This window comes from Bacteroidota bacterium (assembly GCA_016713925.1).
GTDB lineage: Bacteria > Bacteroidota > Bacteroidia > AKYH767-A > OLB10 > JAJTFW01.
Genome location: JADJOH010000002.1, coordinates 735,185 through 758,511 on the forward strand (window position 1 = coordinate 735,185; position 23,327 = coordinate 758,511).

At 43.0% G+C, this 23,327-nt stretch carries 14 protein-coding genes and 4 pseudogenes; 2 read left to right on the forward strand and 16 right to left on the reverse strand.

Translation table 11 applies throughout. From position 1 onward, the window contains the following. Positions 1 to 10: 10 nt before the first annotated feature. The 4 genes and pseudogenes from odhB to IPJ86_03055 form a co-directional block, all read right to left on the reverse strand. Positions 11 to 1,285, reverse strand: a pseudogene (odhB, locus tag IPJ86_03040) (2-oxoglutarate dehydrogenase complex dihydrolipoyllysine-residue succinyltransferase). 23 nt (positions 1,286 to 1,308) lie between these two features. Beyond that, positions 1,309 to 4,060: pseudogene (locus IPJ86_03045) on the reverse strand (2-oxoglutarate dehydrogenase E1 component). 252 nt (positions 4,061 to 4,312) lie between these two features. Beyond that, positions 4,313 to 5,725, reverse strand: coding sequence for a hypothetical protein (locus tag IPJ86_03050; GenBank protein MBK7886297.1), 1,413 nt, complete (start codon positions 5,723 to 5,725; stop codon positions 4,313 to 4,315). Continuing rightward, complete coding sequence (locus tag IPJ86_03055; GenBank protein MBK7886298.1) at positions 5,649 to 6,869, reverse strand: outer membrane protein transport protein; 1,221 nt, start codon at positions 6,867 to 6,869, stop codon at positions 5,649 to 5,651. The genes IPJ86_03050 and IPJ86_03055 overlap by 77 nt, the downstream gene beginning before the upstream one ends. 241 nt (positions 6,870 to 7,110) lie before the next feature. Between IPJ86_03055 and lhgO the strand changes: the two genes are divergently transcribed. Beyond that, positions 7,111 to 8,331 (forward strand): L-2-hydroxyglutarate oxidase, encoded by a 1,221-nt coding sequence (lhgO, locus tag IPJ86_03060; protein ID MBK7886299.1) that lies wholly within the window; start codon positions 7,111 to 7,113, stop codon positions 8,329 to 8,331. Between the two features lie 173 nt (positions 8,332 to 8,504). Here the strand turns inward: lhgO and msrA are convergent, their stop codons facing one another. The 6 genes from msrA to IPJ86_03090 form a co-directional block, all read right to left on the reverse strand. Continuing rightward, positions 8,505 to 9,170: a peptide-methionine (S)-S-oxide reductase MsrA gene (gene msrA, locus IPJ86_03065; GenBank protein ID MBK7886300.1), complete on the reverse strand. Its 666-nt coding sequence runs from the start codon at positions 9,168 to 9,170 to the stop codon at positions 8,505 to 8,507. 21 nt (positions 9,171 to 9,191) lie between these two features. After that, positions 9,192 to 9,890 (reverse strand): tRNA (adenosine(37)-N6)-threonylcarbamoyltransferase complex dimerization subunit type 1 TsaB, encoded by a 699-nt coding sequence (tsaB, locus tag IPJ86_03070; protein ID MBK7886301.1) that lies wholly within the window; start codon positions 9,888 to 9,890, stop codon positions 9,192 to 9,194. Between the two features lie 215 nt (positions 9,891 to 10,105). Next, complete coding sequence (locus tag IPJ86_03075) at positions 10,106 to 11,470, reverse strand: efflux RND transporter periplasmic adaptor subunit (protein MBK7886302.1); 1,365 nt, start codon at positions 11,468 to 11,470, stop codon at positions 10,106 to 10,108. A gap of 30 nt (positions 11,471 to 11,500) precedes the next feature. Beyond that, positions 11,501 to 12,937, reverse strand: coding sequence for a TolC family protein (locus tag IPJ86_03080; protein MBK7886303.1), 1,437 nt, complete (start codon positions 12,935 to 12,937; stop codon positions 11,501 to 11,503). Positions 12,938 to 13,054: 117 nt separating this feature from the next. After that, positions 13,055 to 14,158 (reverse strand): trypsin-like peptidase domain-containing protein, encoded by a 1,104-nt coding sequence (locus tag IPJ86_03085; protein ID MBK7886304.1) that lies wholly within the window; start codon positions 14,156 to 14,158, stop codon positions 13,055 to 13,057. Beyond that, positions 14,133 to 14,732: a sigma-70 family RNA polymerase sigma factor gene (locus IPJ86_03090; GenBank protein ID MBK7886305.1), complete on the reverse strand. Its 600-nt coding sequence runs from the start codon at positions 14,730 to 14,732 to the stop codon at positions 14,133 to 14,135. The genes IPJ86_03085 and IPJ86_03090 overlap by 26 nt, the downstream gene beginning before the upstream one ends. A 221-nt stretch (positions 14,733 to 14,953) precedes the next feature. Here IPJ86_03090 and IPJ86_03095 point away from each other — a divergent pair, with 221 nt between their 5' ends. Further along, entirely contained in the window at positions 14,954 to 15,169 is a 216-nt protein-coding gene (locus IPJ86_03095; protein MBK7886306.1) for a hypothetical protein, read from the forward strand. Positions 15,170 to 15,258: 89 nt separating this feature from the next. Here IPJ86_03095 and IPJ86_03100 read toward each other — a convergent pair whose 3' ends face one another. The 6 genes and pseudogenes from IPJ86_03100 to IPJ86_03125 form a co-directional block, all read right to left on the reverse strand. Beyond that, complete coding sequence (locus tag IPJ86_03100; protein MBK7886307.1) at positions 15,259 to 16,368, reverse strand: efflux RND transporter periplasmic adaptor subunit; 1,110 nt, start codon at positions 16,366 to 16,368, stop codon at positions 15,259 to 15,261. 29 nt (positions 16,369 to 16,397) lie between these two features. Then, a pseudogene (locus tag IPJ86_03105) lies at positions 16,398 to 17,580 on the reverse strand (ABC transporter permease). A gap of 371 nt (positions 17,581 to 17,951) precedes the next feature. Then, entirely contained in the window at positions 17,952 to 19,181 is a 1,230-nt protein-coding gene (locus tag IPJ86_03110; GenBank protein MBK7886308.1) for an ABC transporter permease, read from the reverse strand. A 152-nt stretch (positions 19,182 to 19,333) separates the two neighbouring features. Further along, positions 19,334 to 19,995, reverse strand: a pseudogene (locus IPJ86_03115) (ABC transporter ATP-binding protein). Positions 19,996 to 20,152: 157 nt separating this feature from the next. Then, a complete protein-coding gene (locus IPJ86_03120) occupies positions 20,153 to 21,589 on the reverse strand; it encodes a hypothetical protein (protein MBK7886309.1) in 1,437 nt (478 codons plus the stop codon). 91 nt (positions 21,590 to 21,680) lie between these two features. Beyond that, positions 21,681 to 23,219 (reverse strand): T9SS type A sorting domain-containing protein, encoded by a 1,539-nt coding sequence (locus IPJ86_03125; GenBank protein ID MBK7886310.1) that lies wholly within the window; start codon positions 23,217 to 23,219, stop codon positions 21,681 to 21,683. Positions 23,220 to 23,327: the final 108 nt, after the last annotated feature.

Sequence of the window (23,327 nt, forward strand, 5' to 3'; positions counted from 1 at the left end):
ATTAATTTCATTACAGGTCGAGGAGCATTTTCATCGGATCCTGGCCGTGGGTGAGGAGTTGGATGGGGTCTTCGAGCATTTGTTTGACTTTGACGAGGAAGCCGACCGACTCGCGGCCATCGATGATGCGGTGATCATAGGATAAGGCAACGTACATCATGGGGCGGATTTATAATTTTCCGTGGATGGCCATTCGTCGCTCTACGATGTTGTGCATGCCCAGGATGGCACTCTGCGGTGGATTGAGAATAGGCGTTGACATCATGGAACCAAAAACGCCGCCGTTGGTAATGGTAAATGTTCCTCCTGTCATTTCTTCGATACTGAGTTTTCCGTCGCGGGCCTTTAGGGCTAAACCTCCTATCGCACTTTCTATCTGCGCCAGACTCATGCCCTCCGCATTTCTGACTACAGGTACCATCAATCCCTTGGGGGCACTAACGGCGATGCCTATGTCACAATAATCGTGGTATATAATTTCATCTCCATCAATTTGACCATTTACCGCGGGGAAAGCTTTCAACGCTTCACAAACGGCCCTGGTGAAGAAACTCATGAAGCCGAGATTCACCCCATGCTTTTCCTTAAAAACGTCCTTGTACTGCTTCCGTACATTCATTACCGCACTCATGTCCACTTCATTGAAGGTGGTGAGCATAGCAGTAGATTGTTTCACCGCCAGCAACCGTTGTGCGACCTTCTTTCGCAACATGGTCATCTTTTCCCGTCTCTCTTCCCTGCTTCCTGTACCGGCAACACTTTGATTCAACACAGGAGCGGTAGCCGGTTTCGCATCCTTCTTTTCTGCCGGACCTTCTTTCAACGCCTCCAGCACATCTCCCTTGGTGATGCGTCCATCCTTACCGGAAGGTTTCACCTTTTCAGCAACAATATTATTTTCCTTCATCAACTTCTCTGCACTGATACTCGGAACACCGGCGGCATAGCCCGCGGATTCCACTTTCGCCGGATCTTCTTTAACCACTGCTGCAGTTTTATTCTGTTCGGCTGAAACAACTGCAGGTTTATCTTTTTTAGCAGGTGCAGCACCGTTAGTGTCAATGGTAGCTACCACACTGCCGACCGCTACCGTCTCTCCTTCCTTCACGAGAATTTTCAAGATGCCGTCCGCTTCCGCAACGAGGGTTAAGGTGGCTTTATCAGAATCTATCTCCGCAATTTCTTCGTCTTTCTCTACAAAATCTCCGTCAGACTTCATCCATTTGGAAATCTGTACTTCGCTTATGGATTCTCCGGGGGAGGGTACTTTTAGTTCAATGGCCATGATGATTTCTTTTTTCGGTACTGCTAGGGGTTAGTCACCGGCTGCTGAATCGCCGATAGGGTAAAAACTTTATTGATGATGGCTTGCTGCTCTTTCTCGTGCTGCTTATGTGAACCGGTGGCAGGACTTGCACTCTCCGGTCTCCCGATATATTTCAATTGCAGATCCCTGAACACTCTGAGTAAATAGGTCCAGGCGCCCATATTTTCGGGTTCTTCCTGTGCCCAGCAAAAGTCAGTGGCTTGTTTATATTTTCGGGTAAGTTCACGCACTTTGGTGTAGGGGAAGGGATACAATTGCTCAATACGCACAATCGCTACCTCTTTGGATTTCTCCTGCAACTGCTTCTCGAGTAAATCGTAATAAATCTTTCCGGAACAGAACACCACGCGTTGCACATTTTCAGGTTGCACATTGTTATCATCTATCACTTCATTGAATCCACCTTTTGTGAAGTCATCAATCTCCGAAACACATTTGGGATGTCGCAACAAACTCTTCGGTGTGAAAACAACCAGCGGCTTCCTGAATTCACGTTTGAGCTGACGACGCAGCAGGTGGAAAAAATTAGCCGGAGTGGTGCAATTGACGATCTGCATATTGTTCTCCGCACTCAGGCTTAAAAACCGTTCCATACGTCCGCTGCTATGTTCTGCACCCTGCCCTTCATAGCCATGTGGCAACAAGAGCACAATGCCATTCATGCGGCGCCATTTGTCCTCTGCGCTGCTGATGTATTGGTCGATGATGATCTGCGCACCATTTCCAAAATCGCCGAACTGTGCTTCCCAGATGACGAGGGTATTGGGTGCTGAAAAACAATAACCGTAGTCAAATCCCAATACACCGTACTCACTGAGCAATGAATTATAAATATAGAAGGGAGCCTGGTCCTTTGTGAGATGATTCAGTGGCACATATTGTTCTTCGGAATCCTCCACACGAACAACCGCATGGCGATGTGAGAAGGTTCCCCGCTCTACATCTTGTCCGCTCACGCGCACCGGATATCCTTCATTTAACAAAGTAGCATACGCGAGCAGTTCACCCATAGCCCAATCCAAGCGACCGGGTTCGGCGAGTATCTGCTTGCGATCCTCAAAGAGCCGCACTATTTTACTGAAGAAAGTTTTCTCCCGGGGAGTGCGCAAAGTTGAGCAGCGAGTTGCAGCAATGTCTTCTTCTCTACACCTGTAGTCGGAGATTGCTCAAAATCTTCCGGCACAGCCAGACGTAATCCGCTCCAGTTGCCTTCCATGAAGGATTTTACCTTTGTCTTGGTTTGTAATTTTGAAAGGTCGAGGCTGCGCTGGAGGAGTTCTTTAAATTTCTTCTCCATCTCCTTCGCGAGGTTCGCCTCCACGATGCCCTGAGAAAGTAATTTCTGATTATAGATCTCCCGAGGATTGGCGTGTGTAGAAATTGCTTTATACAACAAGGGTTGCGTGAAACGTGGTTCATCTCCTTCGTTATGTCCGTACTTGCGGTAGCAGAGAATATCAATGAACACATCGCGATGAAATTTCTGACGGTACTCCATCGCAAAACGAATGGTGTACACGAGGGCCTCCACATCATCTCCATTTACATGAAATACGGGTGACAAGGTTACTTTACCCACATCGGTACAATAGGTACTCGATCGTGCATCGATATAATTGGTCGTAAATCCCACCTGATTGTTGATGACGAGATGTATTGTTCCTCCCGTACCATATCCTTTCAGCAGTGACATCTGAATCACCTCATACACGATACCCTGTGCGGCAACGGCCGCATCTCCATGAATCAAAATAGGTGCAATCTGATTAAAATCTCCTCCCGGCGTATTGTCAATCTTTGCTCTCACGATACCCTGCACAATCGGATCCACCGCTTCGAGATGAGAGGGATTAGGTGTGAGACCGAGATGAACTTTTTTATTGTGCGGAGTGGTCACATCACTTGAAAAACCGAGATGATACTTTACATCGCCATCAAAGGCATTCTCATCAAACTCCTTTCCTTCGAATTCCGAAAAAATATCCTCATAACTTTTGCCCAGAATATTCGCCAGGACATTCAATCGACCACGGTGCGCCATCCCTATGACAAACTCTTTTATACCCAATTCTGCACCGGTATCAATCACCGCATCAAGTGCCGGGATAAGTGATTCAGCACCCTCGAGGGAGAAACGCTTCTGTCCGGTAAATTTGGTGTGAATGAAATTTTCAAACGCCACTGCGTCATTCAATTTTTCAAGAATCCGTTTCTTTTCACTGATGGAAAATTATAACTGTTCCTGCAGCTCTCCATCTTCTTCTCCATCCACTCGATCACTTCCGGAGTACGGATATATTTATACTCAGCACCCACGCTCTGGCAATAGGTCTGCTCGAGCATGGCCACGATATCTTTGAGCTTTGCTGTTCCTATTCCAATCTCCTGTCCTGCCTGAAATGTTGATTCCAGATCGGCGTTACTAAGTCCGAAAGTTTCTAACGAAAGATCAGGCGTATACTTTCTCCTCTCCCGGACCGGATTGGTTTTGGTAAAGAGATGTCCGCGCGAGCGATAACCATTGATAAGATTGATGACTTTAAATTCCTTATTCACCTCTACGGGTGCTCCGGAAGCTCCGGCATCATCACCATACCGGTGCTTCGCAAATTCAAAACCCGAAAAAAATTGCCGCCAGCTTTCCTCTACCGACGACGGATTATCAAGAAATTGAAGATACATCGCCTCGAGGGCTTCAGGACTACTATTACCAATATAACTATGCTGATCCATGTAAACAATGCCTTTTAAATGGCCTTTTTAAGAGGTACAAAGATACCACAATCAAGAGCGAAAAAAGTTTTCCTCCCGGATATATTTTTCCCTGAAAAACAGTGCCATGCACTCTTCTAAGGCTAAATCATCCTTTGCACAAGAAGAAACGGGAATAAATGACAAAGGAAACTTTCCGAAGAAAATAATTTTCTACAAAAAATCAGATGACAGAATAATAGTAATTCCGGTAAATGATAATAACGTCATGATCTATGGGAATAAATTTCCCGGTGAAGCATTCACATCTACCAGCGGAAGATTGGAATTGTATTTCGCATTGATGACTTTCACAAATTCATTCGCGATAATGGCATAACCGCGGCTACAGGGATGAATGCCATCCAATGAAAAAACGCTGTTTCTCAGGTATTGATTACTGAAAGTAACGCCATTAAAAACATAACCGGCTGAAAACTGTTTGAAAATTGCATTCATATCCACAAAGGCGAGGTTCTTCAATGTTGCTGCATTCTTCAATTTCGCATTGTAGGCCTGTGTCGCTTGCCGGATGGCATTGATCTCTGCAGAATCGAGAACATACTTTGAGGAAATTGGTTTCTGAGGAGTACCTTTTCCATAGCAGCGCAATGAGTCCATCGTGATGCTCAAGAGAATCAACTCCCCTTCTTTTATCTGACGAATAGATCCGCCACCGGGATTTGAAATAACAAATGGATTCGCACCGGCTGTAAAACTGATACCCGGCGGAGAGGTGGCATTTAAACTATCTGCCTGAAGAGAGTCGAGTAGTAATCCGTTATAAGGTATCGCTTTGAAGAAAGGGAACTCCGTGAGATCAGGAATATTGGCAATGACTCCCAGGGCACCATTCGATGTCAGGCTGGTAACGATGGTATCCACAGAAGCATCAAAGACCGCATTACTTGTAATTTGCACGGTGGGACTACCGTTGGCTTCACCACCTGCCAATGCATTCAGCAATACATCATTTAATCCGATCCAGAGCGTGAAAAAAGAAGGATTCACCAGTGAAGCATCGCCGAGCGTCGTTGAACTTAATCCACCTACACCACCGGTATCAGAAGCGATACGATAGAAAAAAGGATTGCCGATTGTTCCTTTTCCAAAAATCTGCGAATTCAGATTAAACGATTTAGCGCCCGGTATTCCTAAATTATTATAGGGCCCCTGATCTCCGATCCATCCTATATCAGCAGCATTCACCGACAACTGCTCAAGACCCAGATCCGATTGCAATAAACAATTGATATAACTCACCAACTGCACTCTCCCTCTGGATTTCTCCTTGACAAAGTCAAATCCATATCCATTCCCCGGACTCACCAAAGGCTGTCGGAAAGTGCCCCCACCGGCTACCGAAAAACAAGAAGAAAGCAAGGCCGGATACGAGCGACGCTGCCCTTCTAAGGTCAAAGCATGATCCAGATAGCCTGCTGTATAATCCGCACCAATCGCCACATACCGGCTGAAATCCGCAGTGCCTGAAGTATACTTCGGACCCTCCAGCTCCGGCTTACAGGCTGAAAGAAACACTATAACGGCAATGAAATACCGAAATAAGCGTTTAGAATGTATACTGCACACCGATGCCGGCAACATAGAGATTTGATTTATATGTTCCAATGAAATTATTTTCTGCATTTTCAACTTCTTTTCGCTCACGCACATCTTCAAACATTAATGAAGCTTCCACACTCCACCCCTTCTTCAGGGCATAAGTACCACCAATACCAAGTATAATCTTATTCCCATCCGGAAGTTCAGGCGAGAGATGCTGATCTTCCACCGGACTCTGGTCATAGGCTAATCCAGCTCTTAACTGCAATTTTTCAGCATGCTGATAATTTATCCCGATACGTGCTGCGATACTGTTTTTATACTCCTTCCCGTTTCTCGATTCCAATTGAGCATGATCAGGAAACTCGAAATTCAAGGAATCATAAACCTCCCAACCGGTATAGTTCAACTCAAAAATTGCTGTGAACTTTTCATTGATTTGATATCCTGCACCCAAGGATAAAACGGAAGGCAGAGAGATGGCAGAATTAAATTTCGAGGAAAGTGGGAATGTACCATTGTCGATCAATGATTGCGGAACATCGGTAAATGTAGCCTCACCGTCCTCTATATCCATCTCCACTTTAGAGCGGTAACTCAGACCCAATGTTAATTTATCCAGAGAGACGTAAACACCCGCGTTAAAACCGAACCCATTTCCTTTCCCATCCAGTTCCAGAGAAGCCTCTTCACCATTGGTACCATTTACAGGCAGTGCTTTTTTGAGATTGGCCTTTCCAAGCGCAATTACCGGACCCGCACCAATTGAAATTTTATCGTTCAGCTTCATTGCAATTGTCGGCTGAAAGAAAATGGTATTGAGTCTGGCCTCCCTGGAAATAAATCGGCCACTCCAGTCATCTTCCCATTTTGTACCCAAACCGAATGGAGTATTGACACTCAATCCTACCGAAATTTTCTGATTGATGGCATAATTGCCATAGACATAAAAAGGGGTATAGAGTTGCGAAGACATACTCTCACTGCTTCCTGTTGAGCCTAAAAAAGTAGATTTTGGCAACAAAAAAGATACACCGGCATTCAGAAAATTACTTTTCAAAGCCGTTAATCCTCCCGGATTGAAATAACAAACCGAAGCATCCATGGCCCATCCTGATACAGAACCGCCCATGCTTATCGCTTTCTGACCTTGCGTATTCACTTGAAATCCACCTGCCTCACCCAAAAAAGGTAAGAATAGCAAACTCCATTTCATCCAATGCTTCATAGTTCAGGGTGTGTAAACAAATGTAGGTCAGCGCAGGAATGCTGGTCAATGACTATGAATTATAATTATTAACAAAGCAATGTGGGCTGAACAGCCATTAGCATACAACGATTTTTAAACGATCTGATAGTAAAGGTACGGTATTTTAAATAAGCCATACCCTACAGAAAAATCTCATCCTGCTCTGATAGAAAAAAGGGGCCCGGGTGCGTTTGATTGCGAAACAATGTACTTTTGCAGCATGAGTCAAACCACATATGATGTCATCGTAATTGGAGGTGGAATCGTTGGATTATCAACCGCATACAAAATAAATTTTTATCATCCGCATCTGAAAATCTGTGTTCTGGAGAAAGAGGAGAAAGTAGCGGCACATCAGACAGGACGAAATTCGGGTGTGTTACATAGCGGCATTTATTACAAGCCCGGCAGTTATAAAGCTAAAAATTGCGTAGACGGGAGACGGGAGATGGTCGCTTTTGCCAAAGAACATAAGATCGGTCATGATATCTGCGGAAAGCTCATCGTTGCCACACAGGAGCGGGAGTTGGCTCATATGGAAAAAGTCTATCAGCACGGACTTCAAAATGGGGTGGAAGATATGCGCATGGTGGGGCCGGAGGATATAAAGGAAATTGAACCTTTTTGTACAGGTATTAAAGGAATTCATGTAGGATGTACTGGCATTATTGATTTTCCTGCGGTTTGTGAAGTCCTCAGCCGACTCATCCGTGAAAATTTCAATGGCAGTGAGGTAAAATGCGGCCATGAAGTACTAGATTTTGAAAAATCGGAGGAGAGTACAACAATTATCACCAACAAAGGAAAATTCAATACGCGCTATATTGTCAACTGTTCAGGATTACAGAGTGATCGTATTGCCAAAAAAGATAAGTTGAATCCCGACATGAAAATTGTTGGATTCCGCGGCGACTATTATGAACTCACCGATCAGGCTCAACATAAAGTGAAGCATCTCATCTATCCTGTACCGGATCCTCAATTCCCTTTTCTTGGAGTTCACTTTACGCGCATGATTGGACATCCTACCGAATGCGGCCCGAATGCTGTTTTTGTTTTTAAACGTGAGGGTTATGGTAAAACAGATTTTAGCATGAATGATACCATCGATGCATTGGCCTATGGAGGCACGTGGAAACTCTTCTTCAAACATTGGCAATTCGGACTTGATGAATACCGAAGAGCTTTTAGCAAAAGACTATTTCTCGAGCGTTTACGCCGGCTTATTCCTTCTCTGGAGATGGGCGATATTGTTCCCGGTCGTGCGGGCGTGCGGGCGATGGCCTTAGATAGGGATGGCAATATGATTGATGATTTTAAAATAGTACATAGTCATAACTCCCTGCATGTACTCAATGCCCCTTCCCCTGCAGCAACGGCCGGATTAGCGATAGGGAAAGCGGTGAATGATATGGCGGAAAAGTATTTTCAATTGAACTGATGTTCAACCCCGTTGGGGTTGTGGGGTGTCTGGCGCTATAAACTCCGGGTTTTACCCGGAGTTTATAATGTTGAACTCCTTCAGAGTTCTGATGGATGACTAATAAAGCTACCTATTAGCGAAAGGATTATTGCATCGCAAAATGAAAAATATTTTAATTTGAAGGATAAATATTATTTTTTCACCTTATCACTAAACACCTTTTGAAATTTTTCGAGCTTGGGACGTATAACTACGGAACAATAAGGTTGATTACCGTTTTCGTTGAAATAATTCTGATGGTAATTTTCTGCTTTGTAAAATGTTTTCATTGGACTAATTTCCGTGACTACGGGATTAGGGAAAGCACCGCTGCGGTTTAATTTTTCCTTGTACGCTTCGGCCAACTTCTGTTGTTCCGGATTATGATAAAAAACAACGGATCGATATTGTGTGCCTATATCTGCGCCTTGCCGGTTGAGGGTGGTGGGATCATGTACACCCCAAAACACTTCCAGTAATTCTACAAAACTGATGACGGCCGGATCATAGGTGACTTGTATGACTTCTGCATGTCCGGTGGCACCTGAACAAACCTGATCATAGCTTGGATTTTCACGTTGTCCGCCGCTATAACCACTGGCGACTGTTTCTACCCCCTTCAATTGCTGGAAGATGGCTTCAATGCACCAAAAACAGCCTGCGCCTAATGTTACGGTATCTTTTCCACTCTTATTTGAATCCTGAATTGCGTTATCCGTCATGTTCTTTTTCTTTTGAATTATTTCAGCCTTCGGAGATGTGCATGACATCAACACCAGACCGGTTGCCATAGCAACGAATTGAAGAAGTAATTTCATTGTTACAATTTTAAACTAGGGTTATCCCTGCTTCACCTTTGCTACAAATTCTTTCAGGTAGTAAGGTTCAAAGTAAGCAATATCTTCAAACTTCTGTTGGCTGAAGGCAAGGAGTCCCGGTAATAACAAACCATGTGCCGAAAGGTTAAAGGTGGTATCCACTTTAACAAAACTTTCACTCTTAAACACCTCCACGCATTTCGCCGCTGCATCGCCAAAAACAAAATGGGGCCATGGTTTTACACGAATGAAACTATCTGCAGTGAGCACTTCTGCACGAATGCCTTCGATATATTCCAGACGCATGTCGAGCGCAGCACCGTATACTTCCATCCTACGCGCATCAATAACGGGCACCAGAACAGCTTCATCTGGGAGTTCATTCTTGCGTTCATGCCAATAAGCGGAGGCCATAGCAAGAGGGGTGTCGATCGCAATAAGCGGTTTATTCAAGGTAAAACAAATACCTTTTGCTGTGGCTATACCAATTCTTAATCCGGTATAACTCCCGGGACCCTTACTCACCACCAACGCATCAATCTCACTCAATTGCCTTCCCGCTTCTGTCATCACCTCCTCAATATAAACAGCCAACATCGAAGCATGCTCCCGTTCTTCCTTACTTGTTCGAACAGCTAGCATACGCTCACCCTCAGAAAGCGCAACAGAGCAAACTCCGGTCGCTGTTTCTAATAATAAGAGCAATGGTTTTTTTGACATTGAGATTTACCTATGAAAAAAATTGGCTTCCGGCCTCCGGCTAACGGCTACCGGCTGTTTTTTATTGGATTAATATTTATACTAATTCATATGAATTTAAAATTATTAAACTGTTTAAAACAATCTTAAACCCATTGCTCTCAGCCTATAGCCAGTAGTAGCCTGTAGCTGGTAGCCGGAAGCCGGTAGCCGGAAGCAGCCAGCAGCAAAGCGAACTACTTCTCTTCTTTATCAAAAAGTTCTTCTTTCGGCACCACATTCACCGTTGCTTTATCCTTCAGGGTTTTTGATACGGCATTATAGGGACCAGAGACCACCATTTCACCTTCTTTCAATCCACTTAGAATCTCAATATGCTGACTATCCTGAATACCTGTTTTCACTGCTCTCAGACTGACCTTTTCGTCTACAATAACAAATACAAACTCTTGCGTCTCTTTTGCTGAAACCACTGTTTCTGTTTTCACTTCGGTTTTTTCCTTTGAATCTTTTTTTGAAGAGTCGGATTTTTTCAAAGTATCTCTCGTTGTAACGGATTGAATCGGTATGGTAAGCACATTGGCTGTGCGACGTGTTCTGATTTCAACCGTTGCTGACATTCCGGGGCGGAAAGGGCTATAGTCAAGCTGTTTTCCTTCCAGCAGGTCCATATAGGAGTCGCGCAAGATGCGGACTTTCACTGTATAATTGGTTACCTGATCGGTTACATTAAGTCCACTCAGGTTGGAAGAGTTCGCCACTTCGGTCACTACACCACTGAAGGTGCGACCCAGCCAGGCATCTACTTCAATATCGGCGGTATCACCACTGCTCACTCTCACGATATCCGTTTCGCTCACATCCACACTCACCTCCATCTCATTCAGATTCGCAAGACGTAAAATCTCTGTTCCCTCCATCATATTTGTTCCCACTACTCTCTCCCCCTTCTCCTTACTTAATTTAGAAACGGTACCATCCACAGGTGCATAGATACTCGTACGATTCAGGTTTTCTTTGGATTCTTTTAAACCGGCTTCGGCGCTACTTACATTAAATCCTGCGGCGGCCACACTCTGACGGGCGGCATCCACTTCTGCTTTAGAAACTTCGTAGGATGATTTTATATTTTCGAATTCGGATGGAGAGATCACCTTCTCATCAAAAAGTTTTTTATTCCTGTTATAGTTTAGTTCCGATTGTTCAAACTGTGCCTGAGCCTGTGTGAGACGCGATTTGCTGTTCTGAAAATTTGCTTTGGAAGAATTCACCGCTGCTGTTGCGCGATCATAGTTAGAGGCATATACTTCAGGATTGATGCGGCACAACAAGGTACCTTTTTTCACCACATCTCCTTCCTTCACATACAATTCGGTGATTTCACCACTCACATCGGCAGAAATTTTTATTTCAACTTCCGGCTGTACCTTACCGTTAGCCGAAACGGTTTCCACCAAATCACGACGCATCACCTTTTCCGCACTTACCTTAACAAGATTGCTTTCTCCGAGCCAGCCGGCCCGCTTAGCAACAACGAGCCCTATAAGGATAACCAGTGCAGCTACACCGACCCAGATCCGAATTGATTTTTTATTTGCCATAAACTATTTTGCGCTACGTTAAGATAAAAATTAAAATGTAAGTGGGTTACCGGCGTAAAAATCAAGAACTTTCACACGAAAGATAAAATCATATTTTGCCTGAAGGAGTTCAATTTTTGTTCGGGTGAGGTTGTTAGTAGCAGTGAGAAACTCAAGGGAATTCAACAGTCCTGCATTAAATCTCTTCTCCGCATACTGATAAGCTTCCTGAAATGCCGTTAGGTTTCTTTCTGTGGCATCAAATCTTTTACGGGCAGCCAATGCATCTGTATGTGCTTGCTGAATACTTTGATAAACCTGATTTCTCGTTTGCTGAGCACTGTATCGGGCATTTTCATAATTCAGTTTCGCGCGCTTGACACCTATTCGCGTTGTTAAACCATTAAAGATGGGTATATTCAAACTGAGCCCTATTGCTCTGTTCAGATTATTGTCAAACTGATCACTATAAGGATTATCCTCCAGACGGGAAGAAAAGCTCGGAGATAAAACTGTGTCTCCTCCTGCGGTAATACTTCCATCCGGTTGGTATCCGTTAAAATCTACACCGCTAATCTTTTTCGAGCTGGAAGAATAAAATGAACTTACCGAACCAAATGCCGTGATACGCGGATAATATCCACCTTTCGCGATGGTAATCCCTTTCTCTGCACTCGAGATTCTTGTATCTGCAGCCTTGACTTCAGGAAGCGTTTTTAAGGCGATATCATAAATCTGGGAAGGGGTTAATGCGGCTACACTCACATCCGGCAAGGGAACATCCGGCTCCTGCACATCAAAACCTTCCGGCGACTGCAATTGCAGGAGTTGCGTCAGACTTAAAGTAGCATTTGCCAACTGATTCTCTGCAGTGATATTTGAAAGCTCTTCATTCGACAATTGAGATTCAGCGTCGAGGAGATTTCCCTGCACCATTGTGCCGGCATCCACCATGCGCTTTATACGGTCACGTTGTTCGGTGGATTGTGTGACTCTTGCAGCAGCAACTTTTAACTGCTCCTTAGCAAACAAAACCTGTAAATAGGCTGAAATCACATTCAATGAAATATCGTTTCTGATTTTCTGGAGATCTGACAAACCGGCCATATAATCCAACTGACTTTGCTTTAAGGTATTTCGCAATTGAAAACCACTAAACAAGGTCACATTGGTATTCAATGAAATATTATCTGACTGTACTTGCTGAGTCGTAAAAAGGTTGGTGAACGGATCGATGGTTCGACCAAAATTCCAGTTTCTGTTCGCGGAAGCATTCAGGGAAGGCAAAAGGGCATATCGGTTCTGAACCACTGCTAAATCCGCTAACTCTGAACTCAGTTCATTCTGCTTCACGGTAATATTATTTTCGAGGGCGTAGTCTACGCACTCCCTTAATGTCCAGGCTTTCTGCGCATAGCCGGCGACGTTAGCCACCATCAGGATAGCAAAAGCGAAGATGGATTTACTGATGTTAAATTTACAATACATAACTTCATTTAAAGACTCCCAAAAGTAACAAAGGAGACTTAATAGGAGACCTGAAAACGATAAAGTGGGCAGAAAAGGCGACGAAACGTTTGAAGAACCGTTTCAAGTGAACGGTAATCAGTTCATTACCTTAACAATAAATACAAAATCCCGCAATTTCTTCACCTGTGCGGTACGATCGAGGTTATTGAGGTTTCTTTTGCCCGGAAAGGAGATTTTTTCTTCTGAATGATTCTTGATATCGTCAGAAATCCACTTGGATTTTACAGCAAAGGAAGCTCCTTCTACAGAGGTATTACGACCGGAAATAATACCAACGAGATTCCCATGGTTATCGAAAAGAGGACCACCCGAATTTCCGGGATTCACAGGAATGCTGATTTGATAGGCGGCGGTATCACCCTCGTAACCGGTATAAGAACTCACCGATCCTTCTCCAAATACCATATCTTCGCGGGGGTAACCCAATGTATAGACTTTCTCTCCGGGGTCGGCCACTGATTTTCTCATGGTATAGGGAATTTCACCAAATCCGGAAAAAGAATCTTCAGTCACTTTCAGTACAGCCATATCCAGTTTCGGGTTGGTGTACACCACTTTCATCCGAAGCTGCTCATACTTCTCATTACTGATATAAATCGCTTTAGCGTCAGAGATTACGTGATAACTGGTAATAACAAAACCCTCTTTATTTAAAGCAAAACCGGAAGCAGTAAAGGTACGTTCAGGATCTGTTGAAGGCTCCTGCTTTTCATTGATATCATGAATCATGGCCTTTTGCTTTCGCTTGATGCTTTCCACTTCACGACGGAGTTCCTGATAAGCGCTATGCTGTTTATTTCCTGTTACTCCGGTAATATTAAATGTAAAAATGGTAGCACTCACCGCAACAACCGCCACAACAGCAGCTACGGCAATCACTTTATATCGGCGCCACAATGTCCGGACACGACCGGTTTCAGGTTCAACAACTTTCAATGGAGATTTAAAGCGATATTGCTCCGACTCCATTTCATCATGAATAGAAGCAATTTTACTACGCAAGCGCATACGTTCCGCATATACATCAAAAGAGCTGCTCACCAATCGATGATCTTCAATAGCCTGTAACAACTCCGGATCACTATCTCTCCATTGATCAAAAATCCGCAATTCCTCCGGCGTCAGCTGCCCGAGACAATAGCGTTCAATTAACTCATCCGTTTCCCTTCTGCTCATCATAATTTATTCCTCCATTAGTACCGTACACATCAAAAAACATTTTCTTCAGACGTTTCAGGCATTTGTACTTTTGATTCTTGGCATTATCGGCATTCGTGTATCCAAACTTCTCAGTGATTTCTTCCATACTTTGATTATTCATGTAGAAATCTTTCAGGATCGACCGGCAAGGTTCTCCAATGGCTTCCAGTGCAGCATGCATGGCATTGAACTGATCTTCCTTCTTTCCAACTTCTTCCCAGGCGACTTCCTGATATTCTTCTGTATCACTTAGGTTAGACGTGAAACGATTCTTTCGTTGCAATTGTTTTAGCCATATCCTTCTGGCCACTGAATACAAGAACGTTTTAATTCTGCACTTTAATTCGAAATCAACTTCCTTTACTTTCTCATAGAAGATGATAACGACTTCCTGATATACATCCTTTGCTTCCTGAAGACTTCCCCCATTATTCATCACAAGATTTACCACCATTTGATAATGCTGGCGGTATACCTGGCGAAGTACTTTCTCATCGCCATTCTGAAGTAATAGAAGAATATCCTCTTCGGTGACAGGTAATACCTGTTTCATGTCTTATGTAGTCTTAATGCGTGAACCTGCGGAAAGGTAACCCGGCAATTGGCAAATTTCACCTTTCTTTCACCGCAATTTCATATTTTATTAAACATTTTTAAACTGATAATCAATTACTTAATTTATAATCTCTGGATTTCAAAAGTGATCCGGGTTACCTTTTTAACGACCGGGCATTAAAGGGTAAGTTTATAAACTAAAAACACATCAAACAAAAAATGAAAAAATTCGCTTCATTCCTTGCTGCTGCTACCTTCGTTGTAGCTCTTGCTTCTTGCGGTTCTAAAACTGCTGAAAACGCTGAAACTGCTGGTGAAAACGCTGCTGAAGCTGCTGCTGAAGTTGCAGTTGACGCATCTGCTGTTATTGACTCTGCTGCTGCTGTAGTTGATTCTGCTAATGCAGTTATTGATTCAGTTTCTGCTGCTCACTAATATTAAGCACAAGAAATAAAAAAACCACCCCAAAAGGGTGGTTTTTTTATTTAACTAATATCCGACGTTTTCAAAAGAACTGTTTCCATTTATGAAGAGGTAGAAGATTCTCCTGCTGTTCCTGCCGGCACTTTCAATTCGTCATTTTCCTTTAAGCCATCCAGGACTTCAATATTTATCCCATCGGAAATTCCGGTTTTAAGTACTTGCTTCTTGTACTGATTCGGCGAAACTTTCACTTCTACAAAGGTAGTGTCACCGGAAAACTGAAGTACATTTTCAGGTACTCCCAATACTTTATCTCTGCGGTCAAGAATAATGTCCGCATTGGCGCTATACCCGGAACGTAAAAAGTAGGCGGTATCTAATTTTACAGCGGCTCTGATCTGAAACTGAATGGCACCATTTTCAGCCACTCCCTTCGGTGCTATATATTCCAACGCCGCGTTGAACTTGTAATTTTCAATGGCGCCAATGGTCAGAATCAGATCCATCCCCTGGCGGATTTTACCTACTTCTGATTCATCTACTTTTCCTTCAAATATCATCTCGCCCATATCTGCCACTGTGGCGACTGTAGTTCCTTCGTTGAACGTATTCGATTCGATGACCGAAAAACCTTCCTTTACCGGTACATCCAACACCATTCCGCTGATGGTAGAACGGATCAGCGTATTGGTCACCTTTCCGCTACTCTTGGCCACTCCTTCCTTGATGAGGTCGAGGTTGTCCTGAGCAGTGGTCAATTCTTCTCTTGCCTGACGCAAACGGATTTCATATTGCTGAAATTCGGCCGGACTTATAATTTTATCCTTAAACAAACTCGAATACCGATCGAAATCAATCTGTGCCTGATCCATTGAAATTTTGGAACGATTCACACGGCTTTCCGCTTCATTCAGGTTCACCATATTGGGAATGATTCGCACTTTGGCAATCACATCGCCTTTACGGATCATCTTACCGGCAACAATATAAATCTCGTCCACAATTCCCGAGACTTGTGGTTTAATGAACACCTCACGGCGAGGGATAACCGAACCTGTCGCTACGGTTTTGCGGATGATGGTCATGGTGGCTGCCTTCTCTGTTTTATATTCTACAGGAGGTTTCTCTGATTTGGCATAGAGAAAGTACAAGGTCCAGACGAAAGTTCCGATCAACAGAACAACTCCAAGTATTTTAATAATTCGTTTCATATGCTATCTTACTTTTCAACCTTAATAAATTAATTATCGTATCGTAATGCTTCAACCGGTGGAATCTTAACTGCTTTCCGCGCGGGAATGAGTCCGGCAAGTGCACCGGCAACTATTAGTATAGTCAATGCCGTTAGTGCCGCGTTTAGGTCGATGGTAGGATTACTGAACATACCACCTTCTCCTTCCGGAATAGCAGCTGCAACTCCCTCCATTAAAGCGACTGACAAGACGAGTCCGATGTATCCGGCAATGGTGGTGAGGAAGACGGACTCAATGATCAGTTGTCTCACAATATGCGATGGAGGAGCCCCAATCGCTCTGCGGATTCCAATTTCCTTTGTTCGTTCTTTCACAACAATTAACATGATATTACTAACTCCAATAATACCGGCCAATAAAGTACCAATGCCAACGATCCAAACCAATCCGCTGATACCATTAAACAGTCCGTTGAGTTTATTGAACTCTTTTTCCATGTTCCAGTGACCGATGGCGATGGGATCATTCGGTGCGATTTTATGTCTCTCCCGCAGTACAGCCAGCACTTTATCTTCTGCTTCAGAAGCAGGTACATCTTTTGCCGACATGATCGCATACCAGCCTACCACATCTCCATAATTGAAAGCCTGCTGAAAGGTATACTTTAAAATATACACCATTGATCCGGATATACTCCCCTATCGGATTTTCAACCCCTTCGAATAAAACATCCTGCACCCGCTTGCCGATCACTGCTACTTTCCGTTTATCTGTTATATCGTTCTGATTTAGAAAACGACCGTCCTTTAATTTTGTCTCTTCAATGCGGGTCAGTTCAGGATACACCCCAGATACGCCAAAGCCCCCACTCTTCATGTTATAAACTACATTGTTGGTTCCCTGATAATTTCCCAATTGATTCATCGGTGCTACCACAGCCAATTCCGGAATCTTCTTTAAGGCCTTTGTGTCTTCATTGTTAAAATTAAAATTCCTTCCCGGCTTCATTCCTTTATAGGGCTTTGAGGTCTTTTGAGCCCAGCAGAAAAAACTATTCGTTGCCGTTCCTGCAAAATCCGACAAGATTCCATTGCTCAATCCATTCCCTGAACCAATCATCACCACCAACATAAATATACCCCAAAACACCCCGAAACAGGTGAGGAAGGTGCGCAATTTGTTTTTGCGGATAGTGGCGAAGATTTCTTGCCAGGAGTCGGAGTCAAACATTTGATTTGAAAATTTGAAGATGGGTTAATTTGAAGATGGGTTATGGGATGATTTGAAGATGGGTTATGGGATGATTTGAAGATGTGTTATGGGATGATTTGAAGATGGGTTAATCTCCCTGGCGGGAGACAGGTTTGTCGAGAGCCTTGGCTCGAGATCGCGAGCGAAAATCTCCGTAAGGAGATGGAGCCTCGCGAAAGATGAGTTGATCTCCCTATGCGGGAGACAGGTATGTCGAGAGCCTTGGCTCGAGGTCGCGAGCGAAGCCTTGTGAATGACTTGATCACGAAGCCTCGCTTTGGGTTTAATTGTCGAGATCATTGTCGGCAGTATTGGTCATCTTCAAATCTTCAAATTGTCACATTTTCAAATTATTCATCGCGTAAGGCTTCTATCGGTTCAATTCTTGCGGCGCGGAGTGCGGGGATGAGTCCGGCGAAGGCCCCGGCTACGATAAGTAATACGACAGCCGAGACGGCAACACCCAGGTCCACTTCGGGATTTACGAAGAATTCGCTGGGAGGCATGAATTTACGCGCCAGTTCCAACAAACCCACACCCGCCATGAGTCCGATGTATCCCGCCACTGCAGTGATCAACACACTTTCCTGTATGATCATTGAAATAATGGAAGAGGGTGCCGCACCGATGGCTTTCCTCACTCCTATTTCCTTGGTTCTTTCCTTGACAGCGATCATCATAATATTACTAACGCCTACTATACCCGCAATGAGCGTTCCGATACCAATTACCCAGATGAATAAGCGGATATTTCCGAGCATCGCCATCACACGTATGTATTCCACGGTATTGTTCCAGACATTTACTGCTTCTTCATCCTGCGGGTCAAAATTGTATTTATGTGCGAGCATTTTCTTTATATCGGCAGCCATCTTATCACTTTCTTCAATACCCGCAGTGCCTGTACTCAGCCAGATCACACTCAACTTATCTTGCCCGTTGAAGGCACGCTGAGCGGTACTCACGGGAATGTATATCCGCTCATTATCTCCCCGACCCGGATCCGTAAATGTGCCGATCACTTTGAAAGGAATACCATCTACATTCACATAACTGCCAACCGGATCGGCTTTACCGAAAAGGGCATCCTGCACGGGCAATCCCATGGCACATACTTTTCTGTAACCGGTGATATCATTGTTATTGATGAATCTTCCCTTCACCATCGTGCAATTCTCCAGATAATCATGATCCGGCATACAGGAACGCACTGTGAAAGCACCATTTTTCTCCTTATAGCTAAGCGTACGTATGTTCCGCCCGTCATAAGATGCCGTTATTTCATCCCTGGATCCCTTTTGTCTGTTTATTAACGAATAATCCTCATTTCGCAATTGAATTTCCCGTCCGGGTTGAAAACCATTAAACGCTTTACTTGTAGTCCCGCCATTGATCCAGATAGAATTCACCGCATCCGACTGAAAGCCCTTTTGCGCTCCGTTTCGCAACCCTTGTCCGGAGCCCAGCAAAATAATCAGCATAAAAATACCCCAGGCCACACTAAACGCCGTGAGAAAAGTCCTCAACCGGTTCGCGCGAATCGTAGATAAAATTTCAGACCAGACTTCTTTGTTAAACATTTATGATATAGAGATATAAGAGATACAATAGATATACTAGTTGATATACAATTAACACTTTTCAAATAATCATCAATTCATTCCTCAAGATCGGGCTCAACTGCTCCTCCCACATTAACACATTTAAATTATTACATCTTCAAATTTTCAAATCATTGCAAGATGAGACCATCTTTAATTCGAATCGTGCGTTGCGTTTTTGCCGCTACATCTGCTTCGTGCGTCACGATGATAACGGTAACGCCTGACTGATGCACTTCGGTGAGTAATTGCATCACTTCTTCCGTAGTTTGAGAATCGAGAGCGCCGGTAGGTTCATCAGCAAGGATGACTTTGGTTTGGTGATGAGGGCACGGGCGATGGCGACGCGTTGTTTTTGTCCGCCGGAGAGCTCGTTGGGTCCGTGGTTGGCCCAATCTTTTAAGCCTACGCGATCGAGGTATTCCATCGCTATTTTATTGCGCTCTTTACGTTTGACGTTTTGATAATAGAGGGGCAGGGCCACATTCTCCATGGCATTTTTGAAGCTCAGGAGATTGAAGGACTGAAACACGAAGCCAATGAGTCGGTTCCGGAATTGAGCCGCTTTGGCCGGATTCAAGTCTTTGATAAGGGTATCATTGAGGGTATAACTGCCGGTATCGTAATTATCCAGAATTCCCAGGATATTGAGCAGGGTGGATTTCCCCGAACCGGAGGAACCCATAATGGAAACCATCTCCCCCGGGTGAATATCGAGATCGATGCCTTTCAGGACATGTAAGCTCCCGGCACCCATGGGATAAGATTTATTGACCTGTTTCAGTTTGATCATTATAACAAAGTTAGCAGGAAGTTTGGAAATAAGGTGTACCCTTCGACAAAGTGCAGTTCCCTGCTGACGAAACGTAGATAATGGGAGATAAGGCGATGGGTGTGATGGTAGTGACAGGTCTCGACCTGTCACTACTACTCCAACATCACCTTCTTCACTACCATTCCTTCCTCACTAAAGATTTCCAACAAGTATAGACCACGGGAAAGTGTGGGGGCAGTATGAACTCAAATGTACGCCCGGTACTTTCAGTTTGCTGATGCAGTAGCTGGCCCTGCAGGTTGCGGAGTTGCAATTTTACTTTGTGAATATCACCAAAAGTGCTGATGGTAATTTTATCATGGGCGGGGTTGGGGGAAAGATGGAAATCAGTTGCAGTATGTTTTACAATTCCCACACTGAGCGTATCACAGGGACTACCCACCCATGCCCCCAGGTTGTAATTAGGGCTGTTGGGGAGGCCAACATTTACCTTTGAATTTCCCAATGAAAAACCATTCAATTGAAAATTGCAGGCGGTACCCAGGTGATCAGGATTTTGAATGACACTTAACGTTGTATTGACTGAATCTTTTATGTAATTAGGGAATGCACGTTTGCATCTTGCAACATATATTTTTCCATCTGGCCCCAATTGATGCTGGCCCAAAGAGAATTGAGTAGAATCAATATCTGCCAGCAATAATTTAGAGGCCGGAATATTACTGCTGCTCAAATCATATTGACTTAACTGACTTTTGCATGGTGGGGCAGCAATACAATTTATAGAATTTGTCCAATTACTGCAATATAAATAATTCCCATTGGGTGAAAAAGAAACCCCGTAAAGGTCATTCAAGGCGGTAAAGCGAGGTCCGGTTATCAAATCCTGATAGTTGGATAGCTGTCCGGTACAACGATTAAAATCAAACAAGTCTAATATGCCATAACCAACACAACACAATTTATCACCTTGAACTGAAAAAGATATTTCACCAGTCATTCCTGCCCAAGGAAAGCTTCCATTTTGATAACTAAACCCAATATTTTGACTTGATATAAGTTGCATCCCGACACTATCAACTAAATAAACGAAGAAAGTATCTGCATTCAATGAATGAGTTATAATCCACCAATCCTTACCATTGCCATGTTTAACTCCGGCGATTTTTTCAGTAATAAGTGAAGGAGAAATTAAACTATTTTTACCTACAATTAAAGGTGGATTTCCAACCGTCAAAGTAGAAACAAATAATGATAGGGGTTGAGAAGACATTGCGCTAGTATTAGTAAATAAATAAAATTTCAAAGAATCAAAACTAGATGGGCAAATCAAGGCACCGTTAGTAGAAGAAGAATATAAATTAATACTATCCCCATTTAATATTACATTATTATTTGCATTCCAAATTTTTCCAAAACCACTACTCGCTGACATAGTGCCAATGTAAAAAAGTAAATTGCCCAAATTATCACTTATACTTGCATTTGCTTCAATTGAAGCTGAAACACTAGTTTGTGTAACAACAGGAACACCTGAAGAAAAGTTAATAGTTATTGAATCCCCGAAACACCAATTGTTATCTCGTTGAGCTAATACAAAGTATGGTTTCATGCTCAACGCAATTATCACAAATAGTGCATTTAATAAGAATTGAATCGATTCATGCCGGATTTTATTCATGCCAATTTCTCTTTAGTATGTATTATTCCACCACTACTTTTTTCATCACCATTCCTTTTTCACTAAGTATTTCCAGCAGGTATAAGCCACGGGAAAGTGTGGGGGGCAGTATGAACTCAAATGAACGGCCGGTACTTTCAGCTTGCTGATGCAGTAGCTGGCCCTGCAGGTTGCGGAATTGCAATTTTACTTTGTGAATATCACCGGAAGCGCTGATGATAATTTTATCATGGGCGGGGTTGGGGGAAAGATGGAAATCAGTAGCAGTATGTTTTACAATTCCCACACTAAGGGTATCACAGGGACTACCCACCCATGCCCCCAGGTTCCAATTAGGGCTGTTGGGGAGGCCTAAATTTACCTTTGAATTTCCCAATGAAAAGCCATTCAATTGAAAATTGCAGGCGGTCCCCAGGTGATCAGGATTTTGAATGACACTCAACGTTGTATTGACTGAATCCCGGGTATAATTTGGAAACTGCCCTCTACATCTTGCTATATATATCTTTCCATCAGGGGCCAACTGATGCTGACCAAAGGAAAACTCTGTAGAATCTATATCCGCCAGCAATATTCTAGAGGCCGAAATATTACTGCTGCTCAAATCATATTGACTTAATTGACTTTTACATGGTGGGGATCCTTGACAAAATAGCAAAGTATTAGTCCAATTACTGCAATATAAATAATTGCCACTAGGAGAAAAAGAAACCCCGTAAAGGTCATTCAAGGCGGTAAAGCGAGGTCCGGTTATCAAATCCTGATAGTTTGAAAGCTGACCGGTACACCGATTAAAATCAAACAAATCCAAAATACCAAAGCCAACACAGCATAATTTGTCTCCCTGGTATGAAAAGCTCATTTCGCCATACATGCCATAATAGATAGGGTAATTATAAACGTAACTAAAACCTATAGTCTGAATCAATGGTGAATTTATTCCAATGCTGTCAATCAGAAAAATATAAAATGTATCTAATTCTAATGAATGTGTGATTAACCACCAATCTCTTCCATTACCATGCTTAACAGCAGCTATCTTTTCAGAAACAGATTGATTTATTAGCATTATATTCTTATTAAGTACCGATAAAGATGATCCACAATCTACAATATGGTAAAATAACTTATTTGTATATGACAAAAACTGAGATTGATCAGTAAAAACATAGTATAAATCAGAATCATTCGGAAATGGTAATATGGTTGCACCATTAGTTGCAGTAGTTCCCATTTTCAAACTATCTCCATTAGGAATAATAGTATTATTGGTATTCCACAAAGTACCAAATTGATTAAATTGCATTTGAGGTTTTGCTCCAATGTAAAAAAGTAAATTTCCCAAATCATCACTTATACTTGCATTTGCTTCAATTGAAATTGATACACTCGATTTTGATGAAATTGGGATTCCGAAATTAAAATTTATAGTTGTAGAGTCTCCAAAACACCAGTTATTGTCCCTTTGAGCATATACAATTGAAAAATTAAAATTACCTATGCAAATAAGCATGAGGATATTAAAATGTAATTTGATTTTATTATTTAAAATTTCTTTCATGACACAATTATTTTTTAATAGCATATAGCTGTCCTATTTAAGAGAAAACATTTGCATTTCATTTAATAATTAAAACCCTTGTTTTAAACGAACATTCCTTAGATTCAC

Coding starts and splice junctions, on each gene's coding strand:
- IPJ86_03050 (MBK7886297.1), bottom strand. CDS start 5,725: ATGCAGAAAATAATTTCATTGGAACATATAAATCAAATCTCTATGTTG.
- IPJ86_03055 (MBK7886298.1), bottom strand. CDS start 6,869: ATGAAGCATTGGATGAAATGGAGTTTGCTATTCTTACCTTTTTTGGGT.
- lhgO (MBK7886299.1), top strand. CDS start 7,111: ATGAGTCAAACCACATATGATGTCATCGTAATTGGAGGTGGAATCGTT.
- msrA (MBK7886300.1), bottom strand. CDS start 9,170: ATGAAATTACTTCTTCAATTCGTTGCTATGGCAACCGGTCTGGTGTTG.
- tsaB (MBK7886301.1), bottom strand. CDS start 9,890: ATGTCAAAAAAACCATTGCTCTTATTATTAGAAACAGCGACCGGAGTT.
- IPJ86_03075 (MBK7886302.1), bottom strand. CDS start 11,470: ATGGCAAATAAAAAATCAATTCGGATCTGGGTCGGTGTAGCTGCACTG.
- IPJ86_03080 (MBK7886303.1), bottom strand. CDS start 12,937: ATGTATTGTAAATTTAACATCAGTAAATCCATCTTCGCTTTTGCTATC.
- IPJ86_03085 (MBK7886304.1), bottom strand. CDS start 14,158: ATGATGAGCAGAAGGGAAACGGATGAGTTAATTGAACGCTATTGTCTC.
- IPJ86_03090 (MBK7886305.1), bottom strand. CDS start 14,732: ATGAAACAGGTATTACCTGTCACCGAAGAGGATATTCTTCTATTACTT.
- IPJ86_03095 (MBK7886306.1), top strand. CDS start 14,954: ATGAAAAAATTCGCTTCATTCCTTGCTGCTGCTACCTTCGTTGTAGCT.
- IPJ86_03100 (MBK7886307.1), bottom strand. CDS start 16,368: ATGAAACGAATTATTAAAATACTTGGAGTTGTTCTGTTGATCGGAACT.
- IPJ86_03110 (MBK7886308.1), bottom strand. CDS start 19,181: ATGTTTAACAAAGAAGTCTGGTCTGAAATTTTATCTACGATTCGCGCG.
- IPJ86_03120 (MBK7886309.1), bottom strand. CDS start 21,589: ATGAAACCATACTTTGTATTAGCTCAACGAGATAACAATTGGTGTTTC.
- IPJ86_03125 (MBK7886310.1), bottom strand. CDS start 23,219: ATGAAAGAAATTTTAAATAATAAAATCAAATTACATTTTAATATCCTC.